The sequence below is a fragment of the Campylobacter sp. US42a genome (assembly GCF_004379055.1).
GTDB lineage: Bacteria > Campylobacterota > Campylobacteria > Campylobacterales > Campylobacteraceae > Campylobacter_D > Campylobacter_D jejuni.
In genome coordinates this window covers 162,979-177,901 of sequence record NZ_RYYK01000003.1, presented here as the reverse complement: position 1 = coordinate 177,901, position 14,923 = coordinate 162,979, and the positions used below count along the sequence as shown (strand labels likewise).

General features: G+C 30.7%; 15 protein-coding genes and 1 other RNA gene. 12 read left to right on the top strand and 4 right to left on the bottom strand.

The window, feature by feature from the left end:
* The first annotated feature begins 36 nt into the window (after positions 1–36).
* Genes ELQ10_RS04355 through ELQ10_RS04340 form a run of 4 tightly spaced genes read left to right on the top strand, consistent with a single transcriptional unit; the run spans position 37 to position 3,011 of the window.
* Positions 37–402, top strand: a complete 366-nt coding sequence (locus ELQ10_RS04355; RefSeq protein ID WP_134250253.1) for a FlaG family protein — start codon at positions 37–39, stop codon at positions 400–402.
* Between the two features lie 2 nt (positions 403–404).
* The gene (gene fliD / locus ELQ10_RS04350) at positions 405–2,357 is read left to right on the top strand and encodes a flagellar filament capping protein FliD (protein WP_134250252.1); all 1,953 of its coding nucleotides are present in this window, start codon (positions 405–407) and stop codon (positions 2,355–2,357) included.
* An 11-nt stretch (positions 2,358–2,368) separates the two neighbouring features.
* Positions 2,369–2,755, top strand: a complete 387-nt coding sequence (gene fliS / locus ELQ10_RS04345) for a flagellar export chaperone FliS (RefSeq protein ID WP_002862789.1) — start codon at positions 2,369–2,371, stop codon at positions 2,753–2,755.
* Positions 2,736–3,011: a hypothetical protein gene (locus ELQ10_RS04340; protein ID WP_134250251.1), complete on the top strand. Its 276-nt coding sequence runs from the start codon at positions 2,736–2,738 to the stop codon at positions 3,009–3,011. Before fliS ends, ELQ10_RS04340 begins: the two co-directional genes overlap by 20 nt.
* On the opposite strand, the gene rnpB is transcribed toward ELQ10_RS04340, so the two are convergent.
* Positions 3,009–3,329, bottom strand: an RNA gene (gene rnpB / locus ELQ10_RS04335) — RNase P RNA component class A. The genes ELQ10_RS04340 and rnpB overlap by 3 nt on opposite strands.
* 113 nt (positions 3,330–3,442) lie before the next feature.
* On the opposite strand from rnpB, the gene efp reads away from it, so the two are divergent.
* From efp to ELQ10_RS04305, 6 genes are all read left to right on the top strand, one after another.
* Complete coding sequence (gene efp, locus ELQ10_RS04330) at positions 3,443–4,012, top strand: elongation factor P (RefSeq protein WP_002855210.1); 570 nt, start codon at positions 3,443–3,445, stop codon at positions 4,010–4,012.
* Positions 4,013–4,170: 158 nt separating this feature from the next.
* Positions 4,171–4,863 (top strand): DUF969 domain-containing protein, encoded by a 693-nt coding sequence (locus tag ELQ10_RS04325; protein WP_002856730.1) that lies wholly within the window; start codon positions 4,171–4,173, stop codon positions 4,861–4,863.
* Positions 4,850–5,803 carry a DUF979 domain-containing protein gene (locus tag ELQ10_RS04320; protein WP_002858607.1) on the top strand — a complete coding sequence of 318 codons (954 nt, stop codon included), beginning with the start codon at positions 4,850–4,852 and terminating at the stop codon, positions 5,801–5,803. The genes ELQ10_RS04325 and ELQ10_RS04320 overlap by 14 nt, the downstream gene beginning before the upstream one ends.
* 9 nt (positions 5,804–5,812) lie before the next feature.
* Positions 5,813–6,817: a DUF2891 domain-containing protein gene (locus tag ELQ10_RS04315; protein ID WP_134250250.1), complete on the top strand. Its 1,005-nt coding sequence runs from the start codon at positions 5,813–5,815 to the stop codon at positions 6,815–6,817.
* 117 nt (positions 6,818–6,934) lie between these two features.
* Positions 6,935–8,227 carry an SLC13 family permease gene (locus ELQ10_RS04310; RefSeq protein ID WP_134250249.1) on the top strand — a complete coding sequence of 431 codons (1,293 nt, stop codon included), beginning with the start codon at positions 6,935–6,937 and terminating at the stop codon, positions 8,225–8,227.
* A 10-nt stretch (positions 8,228–8,237) separates the two neighbouring features.
* Positions 8,238–9,035 carry an amidohydrolase gene (locus ELQ10_RS04305; protein ID WP_134250248.1) on the top strand — a complete coding sequence of 266 codons (798 nt, stop codon included), beginning with the start codon at positions 8,238–8,240 and terminating at the stop codon, positions 9,033–9,035.
* Here the strand turns inward: ELQ10_RS04305 and ELQ10_RS04300 are convergent.
* A complete protein-coding gene (locus ELQ10_RS04300; RefSeq protein ID WP_134250247.1) occupies positions 9,032–10,117 on the bottom strand; it encodes an FUSC family protein in 1,086 nt (361 codons plus the stop codon). The two genes, ELQ10_RS04305 and ELQ10_RS04300, sit on opposite strands and share 4 nt — an antisense overlap.
* Positions 10,114–11,346, bottom strand: coding sequence for a glutamate-5-semialdehyde dehydrogenase (locus tag ELQ10_RS04295; protein WP_134250246.1), 1,233 nt, complete (start codon positions 11,344–11,346; stop codon positions 10,114–10,116). Before ELQ10_RS04295 ends, ELQ10_RS04300 begins: the two co-directional genes overlap by 4 nt.
* 70 nt (positions 11,347–11,416) lie before the next feature.
* Here ELQ10_RS04295 and ELQ10_RS04290 point away from each other — a divergent pair, with 70 nt between their 5' ends.
* Both ELQ10_RS04290 and ELQ10_RS04285 read left to right on the top strand, forming a co-directional pair.
* Positions 11,417–12,352, top strand: coding sequence for an NAD(P)-binding domain-containing protein (locus ELQ10_RS04290; RefSeq protein ID WP_134250245.1), 936 nt, complete (start codon positions 11,417–11,419; stop codon positions 12,350–12,352).
* 180 nt (positions 12,353–12,532) lie between these two features.
* Positions 12,533–13,861 carry an MATE family efflux transporter gene (locus tag ELQ10_RS04285; RefSeq protein ID WP_134250244.1) on the top strand — a complete coding sequence of 443 codons (1,329 nt, stop codon included), beginning with the start codon at positions 12,533–12,535 and terminating at the stop codon, positions 13,859–13,861.
* A 47-nt stretch (positions 13,862–13,908) separates the two neighbouring features.
* On the opposite strand, the gene ELQ10_RS04280 is transcribed toward ELQ10_RS04285, so the two are convergent.
* Complete coding sequence (locus ELQ10_RS04280; RefSeq protein ID WP_134250243.1) at positions 13,909–14,838, bottom strand: DUF2860 family protein; 930 nt, start codon at positions 14,836–14,838, stop codon at positions 13,909–13,911.
* Positions 14,839–14,923: the final 85 nt, after the last annotated feature.

Genomic DNA, 14,923 nt, shown 5'->3' with positions numbered 1-14,923 from the left:
TAACTAGCAATAGGAAATTTTAAAAAGGATTTTAAAATGGAAATATCGAAGGCAAATGGACAAATGGATACAACTTTGACAAATATCAGTCAAAGATCAAATGGGGCGCAGGCTAGTTCAAACATTCAAACCGATAGAAGTCAAGGCCAAGGAGGCGATGATGGACAACAACAAGGTATGGGTGAAAAGTTAGCTGATATTGCAAAAAAACTAAATGAGCAAATGGACTCTTTAGATACTAATGTTCGTTTTGGTTATAGCGATAAAATTGGTTCTATGTATATTAGCGTGACTGAAAAAAGTACTGGAAGGGAAATTCGTCAAATTCCTAGTGAAGAAGCTATGAGATTAGCTGAATATTTTAGGGATGTGATAGGAATGATATTTGATAAGGAGAGTTAAAAATGGCATTTGGTAGTCTATCTAGTTTAGGATTTGGTTCTGGGGTTTTAACTCAGGATACTATAGATAAATTAAAAGAAGCAGAGCAAAAAGCTCGTATAGATCCTTATACTAAAAAAATTGAAGAAAATACAACCAAACAAAAAGATTTAACAGAAATTAAAACTAAACTTTCCACTTTTCAAACAGCTGTATCATCTTTAGGGGATTCTACAGCTTTTGCTAAAAGAAAGGTTATAGCGAGTATTACTGATAATCCTCCTGCAAGTCTTACGGCAACTTCAGGTGTTGCTTTGCAAAGTATGAATATCAATGTAACTCAACTTGCTCAAAAAGATGTGTATCAAAGCAAGGGTTTGGCAAATGATACAGGTATAATTAATGCAAATTTGCAAAATCCTACTAATTTAACTTTTTTTTCTAATGGGAAAGAATATACAGTTACTATAGATAAAAATACAACCTACAGTGATTTAGTTGATAAGATCAATGATGCTTCGGGTGGAGAAATTGTCGCTAAGATGGTAAATACAGGTGAAAAAGATGCACCTTATCGTTTAACTTTAACTAGCAAGGAAACAGGTGAAGACAGTGCCATAAGTTTTTATCCAGGTAAAAAGGATGCTGATGGGAAATATCAAGTTGATGAAAATGCTAAAGGTGTTTTTGAAAGTCTTGGTTGGAAACTCGATGATAAAGCCTTAGGTGCTGAAGGCTTTGATCCTGCTAAAAGTAAAAAAGGCGTTGGTATTATTGATGACGAAGAAAACCCTTTGCATATTCAAACAGCGCAGGATGCTAAATTTACCATGGATGGTATTAAGATGACAAGATCGAGTAATACTATAACCGATCTTGGTGTTGGTATGACCCTGACTTTAAACAAAACAGGTGAAATTAATTTTAACATTGAACAGGATACTGAATCTATTACTAAAGCTATGCAAGATATGGTTGATGCTTATAATGATTTAGTGTTAAATCTTAATGCCGCTACAGATTATAACAGTGAAACAGGAACTAAAGGTTCTTTACAAGGCGTAACTGAAGTAAATTCTATACGTTCAAGTATTATTTCAAAACTTTTTGAATCTCAATCTGTTGATGGTACTGTTGAAGATGATAATGGAAATAAAGTAAGTGCTAAAGTAATGCTTTCTTTACAAGATTATGGTTTAAGCATGACTGAGTCAGGAACTTTAAATTTTGATTCTTCGGCTTTTGAAAGTAAAATGAAAGAAGATCCGGATATAGCCGAGAGCTTTTTTTCAGGTGTTACTCAATATAAAGATATAAATTATACTGGTGATTTGATTAAAGAAGGTAGTCTTAATAAATATTTAGGCACAGAAGAGGAAGAAGGTAAGGGTATAAGTTTTTCTTCGGGAAAATTTCAAATAGTTACAAATTTTGAAACTTATGATTTATCTAAAAATGCCGATGGAACTGATTTTAAATTAACAGGAAAAACCGAACAAGAGATGCTCCAAAATCTAGCTGATCATATCAATAGTAAAGGCATTGAAGGTTTAACGGTTAAAGTTGAAACCTATAATCAAAATGGTGAAAAGGGATATAAGCTTAATTTTAAAACAGATGGAAGTTCTGATTTTGCTATTAAAGGGGATAATGAATTTCTTAAACAATTTGGCTTAAGTCAAACAAATATCACAGCTGAAGCAGTTGAAGGTGTAGGTGTTTTTGCTCAGCTTAAAACAACCTTGCAAGGCATAACAGGCACAGATGGCTCCTTAACAAAATATGATGAGAGTTTGACCAATGATACTAAATCTTTAAATGAAACTAAGGATTCAACTCAAGCTATGATTGATACAAGATATGAAACCATGGCAAATCAATGGTTGCAATATGAGAGTATCTTAAATAAACTCAATCAACAGTTATCAACTGTAACTAATATGATCAATGCAGCAAATAATTCAAGCAATAGTTAAGGATAAAAAAGATGCAAAATAGTTTAGCTTACAATGCTTATTCTCAAAATCAAGCGGGGATAGAATCTCCGCAAAAACTTATTGAAATGCTTTATGAAGGGATTTTGCGTTTTTGTGCAAGAGCTAAAGTGGCAATAAGAAATGAGGATATAGAGCAAAGAGTGTATTTTGTAAAAAGAACCACAGCTATTTTTATAGAGCTCATTAATACTTTAGATTATGAAAAAGGCGGAGAAGTGGCGCATTATTTAAGCGGACTTTATACAAGAGAAATTCAACTTTTATCTTTGGCAAATTTAGAAAATAACGAAGAGAGAATCAATGAAGTTATAAATGTAACCAAAGGTTTACTAGAAGCTTGGAGAGAAGTGCATAGCAATGAAACAGTGGCTCAGTGATTTTAAACTTGCATTAATCCAAGAAGATGTCAATAAACTTGAAAATTTACTTGATGAACTTGATATGAAAGCTTTTATTAAAAATTTAGCCAAAAAATCGCCTTCAGAAGATTTTTTAAAAGAAAATGCAAATGATGTATTTTATCAAGTTCAAGCTCTTTTGCAAGAAGCTGTTATACTGATTGAACAAAAGAAAAAAACAAAAGCCGTTGAAATTCAAAAATTTCAAAAAGCGTTGACATATTTTAAATCTTAAAAAAGCATAGCGATAAGCCGAGTTCTGTCTTGAATGCTCATTTATCTAGTTTTGTTTTTGCAAACAAAATCAAGCGAAGGGTTAAAACAAAGACGCTAACCATCCCTTCTTGCTGCACATTGGGTTTACATAGCCGAAATTGTTACCAAAATCGCTGGTGGGCTTTTACCCCGCCGTTTCACCTTTTCCACTTGCGTGGTAGTTTTCTTTCTGTTGCACTATCCCTTAGGTTACCCTAGCCATCTGTTAGATGGAATGTTTGTCTTTAGCAGCCCGGACTTTCCTCTTCTAAAAAGAAGCGAGCATTTACTATGCTTTAAATTTGGATTTTAACGTAATTTTACTTATTTTTTCATCAAATAAAATAATTTTATTGTGATATCAATCAAAATTTGATAAAATTATTTTTTATTTTTTAACAAAGGAAATTTATGGCATCTTATTCAATGGGTGATTTAAAAAAGGGACTTAAAATAGAAATCGATGGAATTCCTTTTAAAATAGTTGAGTATCAACATGTAAAACCAGGCAAAGGTCCTGCTTTTGTGCGTATTAAAATCAAATCTTTTATTGATGGTAAAGTACTTGAAAAAACTTTCCATGCAGGTGATAAATGTGAAGCTCCAAATTTAGAAGATAAAACTATGCAGTATCTTTATGATGATGGTGAAAATTGCCAATTTATGGATACACAAACATATGAACAAGTAGCTATCAGTGATGATGATGTAGGTGAGGCAAAAAAATGGATGCTTGATGGTATGATGGTAGATGTGCTTTTCCACAATGGTAAAGCTATCGGCGTAGAAGTTCCACAAGTTGTTGAACTCAAAATCATCGAAACAGCTCCAAATTTTAAGGGTGATACTCAAGGATCAAATAAAAAACCAGCTACATTAGAAACAGGTGCAGTAGTGCAAATTCCTTTTCACGTGCTAGAAGGTGAAGTTATACGCGTTGATACTGTGCGTGGTGAGTATATAGAAAGAGCGAACAAGTAATACAAAAAAGCTTTTGGACTATTCCAAGGCTTTTTTAAATTTATATAAAATTTATTTTGTTACTTAATTTCTCATTCCATTCTTAAAAATATTTTTTTAAACTTTTCTTCAATTTAAAATTTCTATAATATTTCTAATTTATATTGTGGAGATGGTTGATGGAATGGTTACTTCTTGCTTCTATACCTTTGATTGTTTTAGGTTTTGCTTTAAAGATTAACCCCTTTTTAGTGGTAACTTCAGTTGGAATTTATGCTGGACTTGTTTCAGGTTTTGATTTTGTTAAGGTTGTTAGTGATATAGGAAAATCTTTTGTAGATAATCGCTATGTTGCTATAATTTGGCTTATTTTACCTTTACTTGCTGTTTTGGAACGCAAAGGCTTAAGAGAGCAGGCTAAAAATTTAATATCCAAAATAAAAGTTGCCAGTACAGGACGAATTTTAATGTGTTATTTTGTTTTTAGACAAGTTACTGCAGCTTTAGGGCTTTTATCTTTAGGTGGACATGCGCAGATGATAAGACCTTTAATAGCCCCTATGGCGGAAGCTGCAGCTAAGCTTAAATTTAAAAACTTAACACATAAAGATAGTCAAAAAATCAAAGCTTTTTCTGCGGGAACGGATAATGTTGCTGTATTTTTTGGAGAGGATATTTTTATAGCCGTGCATTCTATTTTATTTATTAAAGCTTTTTATGAGAGCAATGGTATTATTGTTGAGCCATTGCATTTATCAGTTTGGGCTATACCAACTGGAATTTTGGCTTTAATTATCCATTGTTCTAGACTTTATTTATTTGATAAAAGATTAGAAAAAACTTATAAAGGGTTGAGTGATGATAAGTCTTGATTTGCTTTATTATATTGTAGGAATTTTATTTTTAGTTTTTGGAATTTTAAGTTTTTCTAATCAAGCTAAAGATATAAAATCAAGAATAAGCGGCGGGGTATTCTGGATAAGTTATAGTTTTACTTTTTTACTAGCAGGAGTTTTGCCTCATTTTGTGATGGGTTGTATAGTGATTTTACTAGCACTTATAGCAGGATTTAATTTATTAAAACCAGCAAAGATTGAAGTTAGCAAAGAAGAAAAAGAATATGAGATAAAACATGCAAATATTTATAAAAATAAACTTTTTATTCCTGCTTTAATGGTTCCTTTGATTACACTTATTGGGACTTTTTTATTTCCCTATTTGAGTTTTTTTGAAAATAAAAATGCTACATTGATGGCTTTGATTATAGGTATAATTATTTCTTCAGTGGTTGCTTGTTTTATGTTTAAGGCTTCTCCTAAAAGAGCCGTTAAGGATGCAGCACATACTATGGATCACATTAGTTGGGCGGCGCTTTTGCCGCAAATTTTGGCTACACTTGGAGTAGTTTTTGTTTCTACGGGAATGGGCGATCAAGTATCTAAACTTTTATCTAGTTATATTAGTTTAGATAATGCTTTTATTGCAGTAGCTGTGTATTGTATTGCTATGGCGCTTTTTACTATAGTAATGGGCAATGCTTTTGCAGCCTTTCCTGTGATTACTGCTGCTATTGCTTTGCCGATTTTAATCATACAAATGCATGCAAATCCTGCTATTATAGGTGCGATTGGAATGCTTAGTGGATTTTGCGGAACTTTAATGACGCCTATGGCTGCAAATTTTAATATAGTTCCTGCGGCACTTTTAAATTTAGATGATAAAAATGGCGTAATTAAAGCCCAGTTTATGTCAGGACTTGTTTTGCTTGTAGCTAATATCTTTTTAATGTATTTTTTAGCTTTTAGATTTTAAGGAGAAACAATGGAAAAATTTATAAAACAATTTAGCTTTATTGCACTAGAAAATATTTTTAGAGAATTGCCAAATAAAATCACACATTCTTTTAATGATATCAATGATATTAAACCGCCAAAACTTATGTATCCTATATTTTATGGTTCTTATGATTGGCATTCTAGCGTGCATTCTCACTGGCTTTTGGTGAAAATTTTAAAAGATTTTTCTCATTTTGCCCCAAAGGATGAAATCATCAAAGCCTTAGATTCTCAATTTAGCAAAGAAAAAGCAGAAGGAGAGCTTAAGTATCTTCAAAACCCTGCGCACAAAGGTTTTGAAAGACCTTATGGATGGGGATGGTTTTTAAAACTGGCTTTGGAGATAAATTTACTTGCTAAGGAAAATGACAAAGCTGAAATTTGGGCTAAAAATTTAGAAGGCATAGCTGATTTTTTTGTTAAAGAATTTAAGGAGTTTTTGCCTAAGATGGATTATCCTATACGAGTTGGAACTCATTTTAATAGCTCTTTTGCTTTGTATTTTGCTTTAGAATATGCAAGATTTAAAAAAGATCAAGAATTGGAGTATTGCATCATCCAAAGTGCTAAAAAGTGGTTTTTAAATGATAAAAATATGCAAGCTTTAGAGCCTTGTGGAGATGAGTTTTTATCTCCTGTTTTGATGGAAGCAGTGCTTTTAAGTGCTGTTTTACCTAAAAATGATTTTGTAAAATTTTTTAAAGCATATTTGCCAAATTTAGAAGCAAAAGAGCCTGCAACTTTATTTACTCCTGTGAGTGTGAGTGATAGGAGCGATGGTAAAATAGCACATCTAGATGGGCTAAATTTAAGTCGTGCTTGGTGTTTTAAAATACTTTCAAATTTTTGCGATGAAAATTTAAAAATTCTTTTAAGAAGTAATGCTACAGAGCATTTTGATAAAGCCATAGCTCATATAGAAGATGATTATCTTGGGTCGCATTGGCTAGGAAGCTTTGCTTTGCTTGCTATGGATGTGGATATTTTATAAAAATTTCATAAGATGAGTAAATTTGTTACTAAATAGATATTTTTTAAATTTAGATTTTGTTTTTATGCTTTGAAAAATATATTTTTTGATATTATAAGCCCTATAATATTTTAAAGGATGATAATGGTTTTTTTAATCATCTCTAGTATTATAGTGGCTATTATTTTGGGCTATATTACTAGACATAATGTTGGAATTTTTGCTATGATTTTTGCTTATATTATAGGAGCTTTTTTTATGGATTTAGCTCCTAAAAAAATCATAGCTTTTTGGCCTATTTCTATATTTTTTGTTATTTTTGCTGTTTCATTGTTTTATAATTTTGCAACCGTAAATGGAACTCTTGAAAAATTAGCTGGACATTTGATGTATCGTTTTGCTAATCATCCTTATTTGCTTCCTTTTGTTATTTTTGTGGTTAGTGCTATTATAGCTGCTTTAGGAGCAGGTTTTTATACGGTTTTGGCTTTTATGGCACCACTTACTTTTTTACTTTGTGATAAAATCGGTTTAAGCAAAATTGCTGGAGCTATGGCTATAAACTATGGTGCTTTGGGAGGAGCAAATTTTATGACTTCTCAAAGTGGGATTATTTTTCGAGGATTAATGGAAAATTCAGGCATTGAAGCAAATGAAGCTTTTGTAAATTCTAGTATTATTTTTGCTTTTACTATAATTTTGCCTATTGTGGTATTATCTTTTTTTGTGTTTAATGCTTTTAAAAATAATATAAAAATCAGTGTTATTTCAAAACCTGATTCATTTGATTATAAACAAAAAACTACTTTAATTCTTATGTTTATAATGATTGTTGTTGTTTTAATCTTTCCTGTGCTAAATATTATTTTTCCACATAATGAGACAATTAGTTATTTTAATAAAAAAATAGATATAGCTATGATAGCCATGATTTTTGTTGCCATTGCTTTATTTTTAAAATTGGCCGATGAGAAACAAGTTGTTGCTTTAATTCCTTGGGGAACCTTGATAATGATTTGTGGAGTAGGGATGTTAATTAGCATAGCGGTTGAAGCAGGGGCTATAAAATTATTTTCAGATCTTGTAGAAAATGAGATTAATGTAATTTTTATTCCGTTAATAATGTGCGCTATTGCAGCTTTTATGTCGCTTTTTTCAAGTACTTTGGGCGTGGTTACTCCAGCGCTTTTTCCTATAGTTCCAAGCATTGCTGCAAGCAGTGGGTTAAGCGAGGTATTGCTTTTTTCTTGTATTGTTGTAGGGGCTCAAGCTTCTGCTATTTCTCCTTTTTCTTCTGGAGGAAGTTTAATTTTAGGATCTTGTCCTGATAAATATAAGGAAAAATTATTTAAAGATTTGCTTATTAAGGCTGTGCCTATAGGATTTATAGCGGCGATTTTAGCTACTATTATAATGAGTTTTATTTTATAAGGATAATTTAATGAAGATTGATACTCACGCACATATATTTTTGAAAAAGTTAAATACGGTTGCAAATGCAAGATATAAGCCTGATTATGACGCTAGTTTTAAAGATTATAAAGCAAATTTAGATCATTATGATTTTGATAAAGGGGTTTTAGTTCAGCCAAGTTTTTTAGGTGTTGATAATGAATTTTTGCTTCAGAGTATCGAAAAAGATGAAAATATAAAAGCTATAGTTGTAGTTGATGAAGGTATTAAATTTGATGAGCTTAAAAAACTAAAAGAAAGAAAAGCTTGTGGAGTTAGATTAAATTTAATTGGCAAAGAATTGCCAAATTTTAAAAGTATGGTTTGGACTCAATTTTTTGAAAATTTAAGTAAGCTTAAAATGCAAATAGAAATTCAAAGAGATTTAGATAATAATCTTGTTGATATTGTTGAAAATTTAATTCCTTATGGTTGTAATATCGTTATCGATCATTTAGCAAGAGCTAATGCAAACTTAACAAATTTAGAGGATCTAATTTGTTTAAAAAACTCTAGAATATTTTTTAAAATTAGCGGTTTTTATAGAGCAAAAATAGACTATGTTAATAATGAACAAGCTGTAAAATTTGCAAAGAAAATATATGAAATTTTAAAAGAACATTTTCCACTTAGCAATTTTGTTTTTGGAAGCGATTGGCCACATACAAATTTTGAATCAAATGTTAATTTTTTATCGGCTCTAGTAGCTTTTAATGAAGTTGTCGTATCTAAAAAAGAACAAGAGCAAATTTTAGGGGATAATGCTTGTGCTTTATTTGACTTTTAAGCTTTTTGTTTTATCCTAAAGATGTATTTTGCAATGCGTTCAAAATGCACTCTTAGATAAGGTTTGTAAATTACAAAACCACCTAAAAGTCCTAAAATGCTTCCTATTACGACATCAATTAAACGAGCGAGTATTAATGTATCTGCATTTTCACTCATAAAATTAGCTGCTTCTGAAAGATAAGTAGCATAAGGAGTAAAGAAAATCATAGCCAAAGCATAGTTTCGATTGACTAAAAATTGTCCTATAAAAAACAAAGACATCATAAGTAAAACAAGCTCTATATCGTGAAATTGTTTAGATAAAAGCCACCATGCAAAACATACTCCTAAGGCCGTTCCTATGATGCGTTGAATTTGTTTAATCCATATAGAATTTAAAGTTACACCTTGCATAATAGCTGTGCAAGAAATGGCTATCCAATAACTTCTTTCAAGTTCTAAAAAAGTTCCTATAAATATAGAAAAAGCCACAAAAGAACCCATGATCAAAGAATCCACAAAAACTGCATCAAAACCTATGTATTCTCTAGGTGGAATTTCGCTAGGTAAAGCATTTTTAAATCCATAAATCACAACGATAGAATATAACAAAGCCATTAAATTAGCTACCATTGCCCCAAGAAAAACAAGACCCACTAAAAAGATAAAATCCTTAGCTTCAAAAGGAGAATAAGCTCCTAAAACACAAGAAAATACAAAGAAAAAATATCCAGGTGCACCAATGTTATAATATCTAATTAAAATAGAACTTCCCATGGCCACAAGTCCTATAGGGATGAAGACAAAAATTGCAGGCAAAAAATGGGTTAAAATTCCTAAGAAAAAACTAGAAACTATGCCAAAAGAACAGCACATCACAACAGCCATTCTATGATATAAAGGAGTGTTTGGAACATATAAAAAAGACAAAGCTCCTATCATGGCAATGAGTCCATAGTTTAATTTTCCAAAAAATACACTAAGCCCTAAAACTATACCCACGCCTAAAGCCGCAAAAAAAGGCATTTGCCAAACTTGTTCGCTTGAATTTAATTTAGCAATTTCTTTAAAGTGTTGCTTTAGCATTTCTATTTTATTCACTCTCGAATTTGTCCTTCCCCACTGATTATATATTTATAAGTGCAAATATCTTCAACTCCCATAGGACCTCTTGCATGCAATTTGCTGGTTGAAATTCCAACTTCTCCACCAAAGCCAAATTCTCCTCCATCGCTAAAACGCGTTGAAGTATTAGCATAAATACAAGATGAGTTTATAAGGCGTTGAAATTTAGCGATATTTGAAGCATCATTTGAGATAATGGTTTCAGAATGCAAGGAGCTGTGTTTATTGATATGCTCTATAGCTTCATCGCAATCTTTTACTAATTTTACACTTAAAGCAAAATCAAGCCATTCTGTATCAAAGGTATTTTCATCTGCTTTAAAAACTTCTAAATTTGAGTTGTTAAAATAAGCCAAAGCGTTTTCATGGGCGTGAATTTTTACCTTAAATTTTTCAAATTCAGGGATTAAAAGACTTATAAAATTTTTAGCAATTTTTTCATGGATTAAAAGCGTTTCTAAAGCGTTACAAACACTTACTCTTTGACACTTTGCATTAAGGATTATTTTTAAAGCCATATCTAAGTTAGCACTTTGATCTACAAAAGCATGGCACAAGCCTTTATCTTGCCTTATGAGAGGAATTTTAGTATTGTTTGCAATTTCTTGTATCATGTTTGAACTTCCGCGAGGTATGATCACATCGATTAAATCATCAAAAGCTAGAATTTGCAAGATCTCATCTCTTTGAGTAAACATAGCAAAACAATCTTGCAAATCAAATTCCTTAAGTACTTTATTAATAAGAGTAAATATAGCTTCATTTGTAAATTTTGCTTCACTTCCACCTTTAAATACACAAGCATTGGAACTTTTTATCATTAAAGCTGCGATTTCAGCACTAAGACTAGGTCTTGCTTCATAAATAACACAAATGAGTCCTAAAGGAATGCTTATTTTTTGTATGCTCAAACCTGCATAATTTTTCCAGCCTTTAGAAATTTTGCCTATAGGATCTTCGATGTGAGCGATTTTTTCTAGGCCTTCACAAAGAGCTAAAATACGTTTTTCATCTAATAAAAGCCTATCTTTCATTGCTCCGCTTTTTGTGAAATTTGCCATATCTTTTTTATTTGCTTCTAGGATAATTTTGAAATTATCTCTTAAAATTTGAGCTAATTTTAGAATAATTTTTTCTTTATCTTTGGGTGTTAAGTTAAGTAGTTTTTGAGAATTTTTCTTAATATTTTCAAGCAAATTTCGCATTTTTAATCCTTTATTTACAAAAAACTTGATAAATTATACAAAAAAATTTAGAATTGAAAGGTAAATATAAATGAAAAAAATAGATTTAATTGTAGTAGGTGCAGGTCCAACAGGGATAGGCTGTGCAGTTGAAGCCAAGCTTAAAAACAAAGAAGTTTTGATACTAGAAAAATCAAATAACATTTGCCAAACTTTAATGCAATTTTATAAAGATGGCAAAAGAGTAGATAAAGCTTATAAGGGATGTGAAGGAACCAATCACGGACATGTTCCTTTTGAAGATGGCACCAAAGAAAGCACTATAGAAACTTTTCAAAACGCTTTAAAAGAGCGCAATATAGAAGTTGAATTTGGCTCTGAAGTTGAGAGCGTTAAAAATGAAAATGGAGTTTTTTTAGTAAGCACAGCTAAAGGTGTTTATGAGTGTAAAAACATTATTGTTGCTATAGGTAGAATGGGTAAACCTAATAAACCTGATTACAAACTTCCTATGACTTTAACAAAAATTATTAATTTTAATGCCAATTCAGTTTTAGCAAATGAAAAAATTCTTGTTGTAGGTGGTGGAAATTCAGCAGCAGAATACGCTGTGGGTTTGGCTAATTCAAATCAAGTTAGCCTTTGTTATCGTAAAAAAGAATTTACAAGATTAAATGATATAAATCTTAAAGATATTCACGAAGCTGGAAATTTGGGTAAGGTAGAGTTAAAACTAGGAATTGACATTAATGAAGTAGAAGATGATAATGGCAAAGCTAAAGTAAATTTTACCGATGGTACAAGCGATATTTATGATAGAATCATTTATGCTATTGGTGGTTCTACTCCACTTGATTTTTTACAAAAATGTGGGATTAATGTTGATGATAAAGGCGTGCCTTTAATGGATGAAAATAAACAAAGCAATGTTAAAGGCATCTTTGTAGCAGGAGATATTGCTACTAAAAATGGAGCAAGTATAGTTACAGGGTTAAATGACGCTGTGAAAATTCTTTCTGTGCTTTAAAATTTAGCCTTTGGGCTAAATTTTTATTTTAGTTTAATCTAGAAAATTCATATGCAAAATAAAATAAATATTAATAAACTTATTGCGAAATTACTTTATTTAAATTCTTACATACTAGGACTTTTGGCATTTTATTAGCGGTTTAAAATATTTTTAATTTTAAATATTTTAAGGATTATCATGTCAAGTATTTTTAGCACCTTAAGCCCTTTTAGGCTTTTTGTAAAATGTGCCGTGCCAAATGTTATAAGCATGGCTTTTATTTCTTTTTATTATATAGTTGATGGAATTTTTGTTGGAAAATATCTAGGAAGTGATGCTTTAGCGGCACTAGCTTTGATTATTCCCTTTATCATGATGTCTTTTGCTTTGGCTGATATGATAGCTATAGGATCAGCAGTGCAAATTTCGATGCATTTAGGTTTAGGCAAGAAGAATTTAGCTAGAAAGATATTTAGCTCAAGTATGTTGATTATTTTTATAATCTCTTGTTTTATTGGAATTTTGGAGTATTTTTTAGGTCCTGTTTTGATTGATTGTTTAAATGTTAGCAATGAGATTAAAACGATGGCTAAAGAATGTATGTTTGTTTTTGCTTTGTTTGCACCCTTTACTATGCTTTCTTTTGCTTTGGATAATTATTTAAGAATTTGTGGAAAAACTGCTTATAGTATGGTAATGAATGTGATTATAGCATTGAGCAATATAGTGCTTGATTTTATTTTTATAGTCGAGTTGGGTTGGGGCTTATTTTCAGCTGCTCTTGCAACTTGTTTGGGACTTGTTTTAGGTGGTATTTTTGGAATTTTTCCTTTCTTGTTTCAAAATTTAGAGCTTAAAATTTCGAGCCTATATATGAATTTAAAAATTTTTAAAAATATTCTTTATAACGGAAGCAGTGAGTTTTTTGGCAATATTTCAGGATCTTTATATAGTATTTTTGCAAATTTTGTTTTATTAAAAATTTCTAATACTCAAGCCGTGGCAGCCTTTTCTATAGTTTTATATATTGATAGTTTTATTATAATGCTTATTATTGCTATGGGTGATGCAATGCAGCCTGCGCTTAGTTACAACTATGCTAAAAAAGATTTTTCAAGAATCAAAGCTATTATAAAAGTGGTATTTTTTGCAGGGGGATTTTTATCTTTATTCTCTATAGTGCTTATATTGATATTTGGAGAAAATTTAATCACGCTTTTTACAAAAGAAAACAATCAAGAATTTAAAACTTTTGCTTATACAGCTTTGATGCTTTTTGCTTTTAATTATTTTTTTGCATGGTTTAATGTTTTAAGTGGTTCTTTTTTGACAGCTTTTAATAAGGCAAGCTTTTCTTTGGTTTTAAGTTTGGCGCAAAATTTATTTATACCTTTGTTTTTTCTTTTGTTTTTATCTTATTTTATAGGTTTAAATGGAGTATGGCTAAGTCCATTTTTTGCTGAATTTTGTGTTTTGATTTTAGCTTGGATTTTTCTTAAAAGAATTTTTAAAGATCTATCTTTATAGGAGATAGATCTTTTTTAAATTTTATCAAAGGAGCTTTTTTATAATTTTTAGAATTTATATCCTATACCAGTTAGGACAATTTGATAGGTTTCATCATAAAATCCTATATCACTATTTCTTTTTTCTATGCCATAATTTGCAAAACCATAAAGTCCGTTATAACCCAAAAATTGATTTTTAACAACTTTTAGATTAAGCTTAACTATATTACCATCTTGTTTTTTATGGAAGATAGGATCAGTTCCTACTGCTTCATATTTACTAAGATTTAAATTTGGAGTGAAGATGTAATCATTAGCAAAAGCCAAATTTGTCCCTATGCTAAAACCATATCTTGAATAGCTTTGAGCTTTTCCGTCTGCATCATTGTAATCATAATTTAACCCTAGGTTTAATAAGCTATAATTATAGTTTAATTCAAATTCGTGATAATACCCCTCCCTTTTTAAAGAGCTTTGTGCGATAGTATCTTTATCATATTTGTTTTTGCTAAATAAATATGAAGTGGTAAATTTCCCAAAATCACTTTCATAAAGTTGAGAGATTTTAAAACCATATCTATCAACATCAGTTTCTTCTCTATTTCCTTCATGATAAGGATTTGCATAAGCTTTTTCTCTTAAAGAGGAAATCACAGAAAAAGAAGTGCTAAAACGCTCTAAATAAGCTCTTTCGTAGCCTAAAGCTATACCGCTGATATCTCTTCCATTGTAGTTTTTAATAAAAATTCTATCATTATCTATAAGGTTGCCATAGTAAAGTTCTACACCGATAAAAGGAATGAAAGAGGAGTCTGAATTATCAGCATTGTAACTGCTTAGATAATCACTGTTTGTCAAGGTTGAAATATTACTTTTAATATCCCTTGCACCCACACCTATGCTTAAATTTCCACTAAAACCTTCTTGAAATTCTACAGCCGTAGCTGATTGGGTTAAAATGGAGGCTAAAACACAGGAAAATAAATATTTTTTCAAATGTTCTCCTTGAAATGTTTGTTGTTTGTAATTAAATTACATTTATAATTGTAACTAATATTACATTAAATATTTATAAAAAAAT

Excerpts from the sequence above, each read along its gene's own strand:
- ELQ10_RS04325 (WP_002856730.1), top strand. The coding sequence starts at position 4,171 with ATGGAATGGTTACTTCTTGCTTCTATACCTTTGATTGTTTTAGGTTTT.
- ELQ10_RS04310 (WP_134250249.1), top strand. The coding sequence starts at position 6,935 with ATGATAATGGTTTTTTTAATCATCTCTAGTATTATAGTGGCTATTATT.
- ELQ10_RS04320 (WP_002858607.1), top strand. The coding sequence starts at position 4,850 with ATGATAAGTCTTGATTTGCTTTATTATATTGTAGGAATTTTATTTTTA.
- ELQ10_RS04305 (WP_134250248.1), top strand. The coding sequence starts at position 8,238 with ATGAAGATTGATACTCACGCACATATATTTTTGAAAAAGTTAAATACG.
- ELQ10_RS04285 (WP_134250244.1), top strand. The coding sequence starts at position 12,533 with ATGTCAAGTATTTTTAGCACCTTAAGCCCTTTTAGGCTTTTTGTAAAA.
- fliD (WP_134250252.1), top strand. The coding sequence starts at position 405 with ATGGCATTTGGTAGTCTATCTAGTTTAGGATTTGGTTCTGGGGTTTTA.
- efp (WP_002855210.1), top strand. The coding sequence starts at position 3,443 with ATGGCATCTTATTCAATGGGTGATTTAAAAAAGGGACTTAAAATAGAA.
- ELQ10_RS04355 (WP_134250253.1), top strand. The coding sequence starts at position 37 with ATGGAAATATCGAAGGCAAATGGACAAATGGATACAACTTTGACAAAT.
- ELQ10_RS04315 (WP_134250250.1), top strand. The coding sequence starts at position 5,813 with ATGGAAAAATTTATAAAACAATTTAGCTTTATTGCACTAGAAAATATT.
- ELQ10_RS04340 (WP_134250251.1), top strand. The coding sequence starts at position 2,736 with ATGAAACAGTGGCTCAGTGATTTTAAACTTGCATTAATCCAAGAAGAT.
- ELQ10_RS04290 (WP_134250245.1), top strand. The coding sequence starts at position 11,417 with ATGAAAAAAATAGATTTAATTGTAGTAGGTGCAGGTCCAACAGGGATA.
- fliS (WP_002862789.1), top strand. The coding sequence starts at position 2,369 with ATGCAAAATAGTTTAGCTTACAATGCTTATTCTCAAAATCAAGCGGGG.
- ELQ10_RS04295 (WP_134250246.1), bottom strand. The coding sequence starts at position 11,346 with ATGCGAAATTTGCTTGAAAATATTAAGAAAAATTCTCAAAAACTACTT.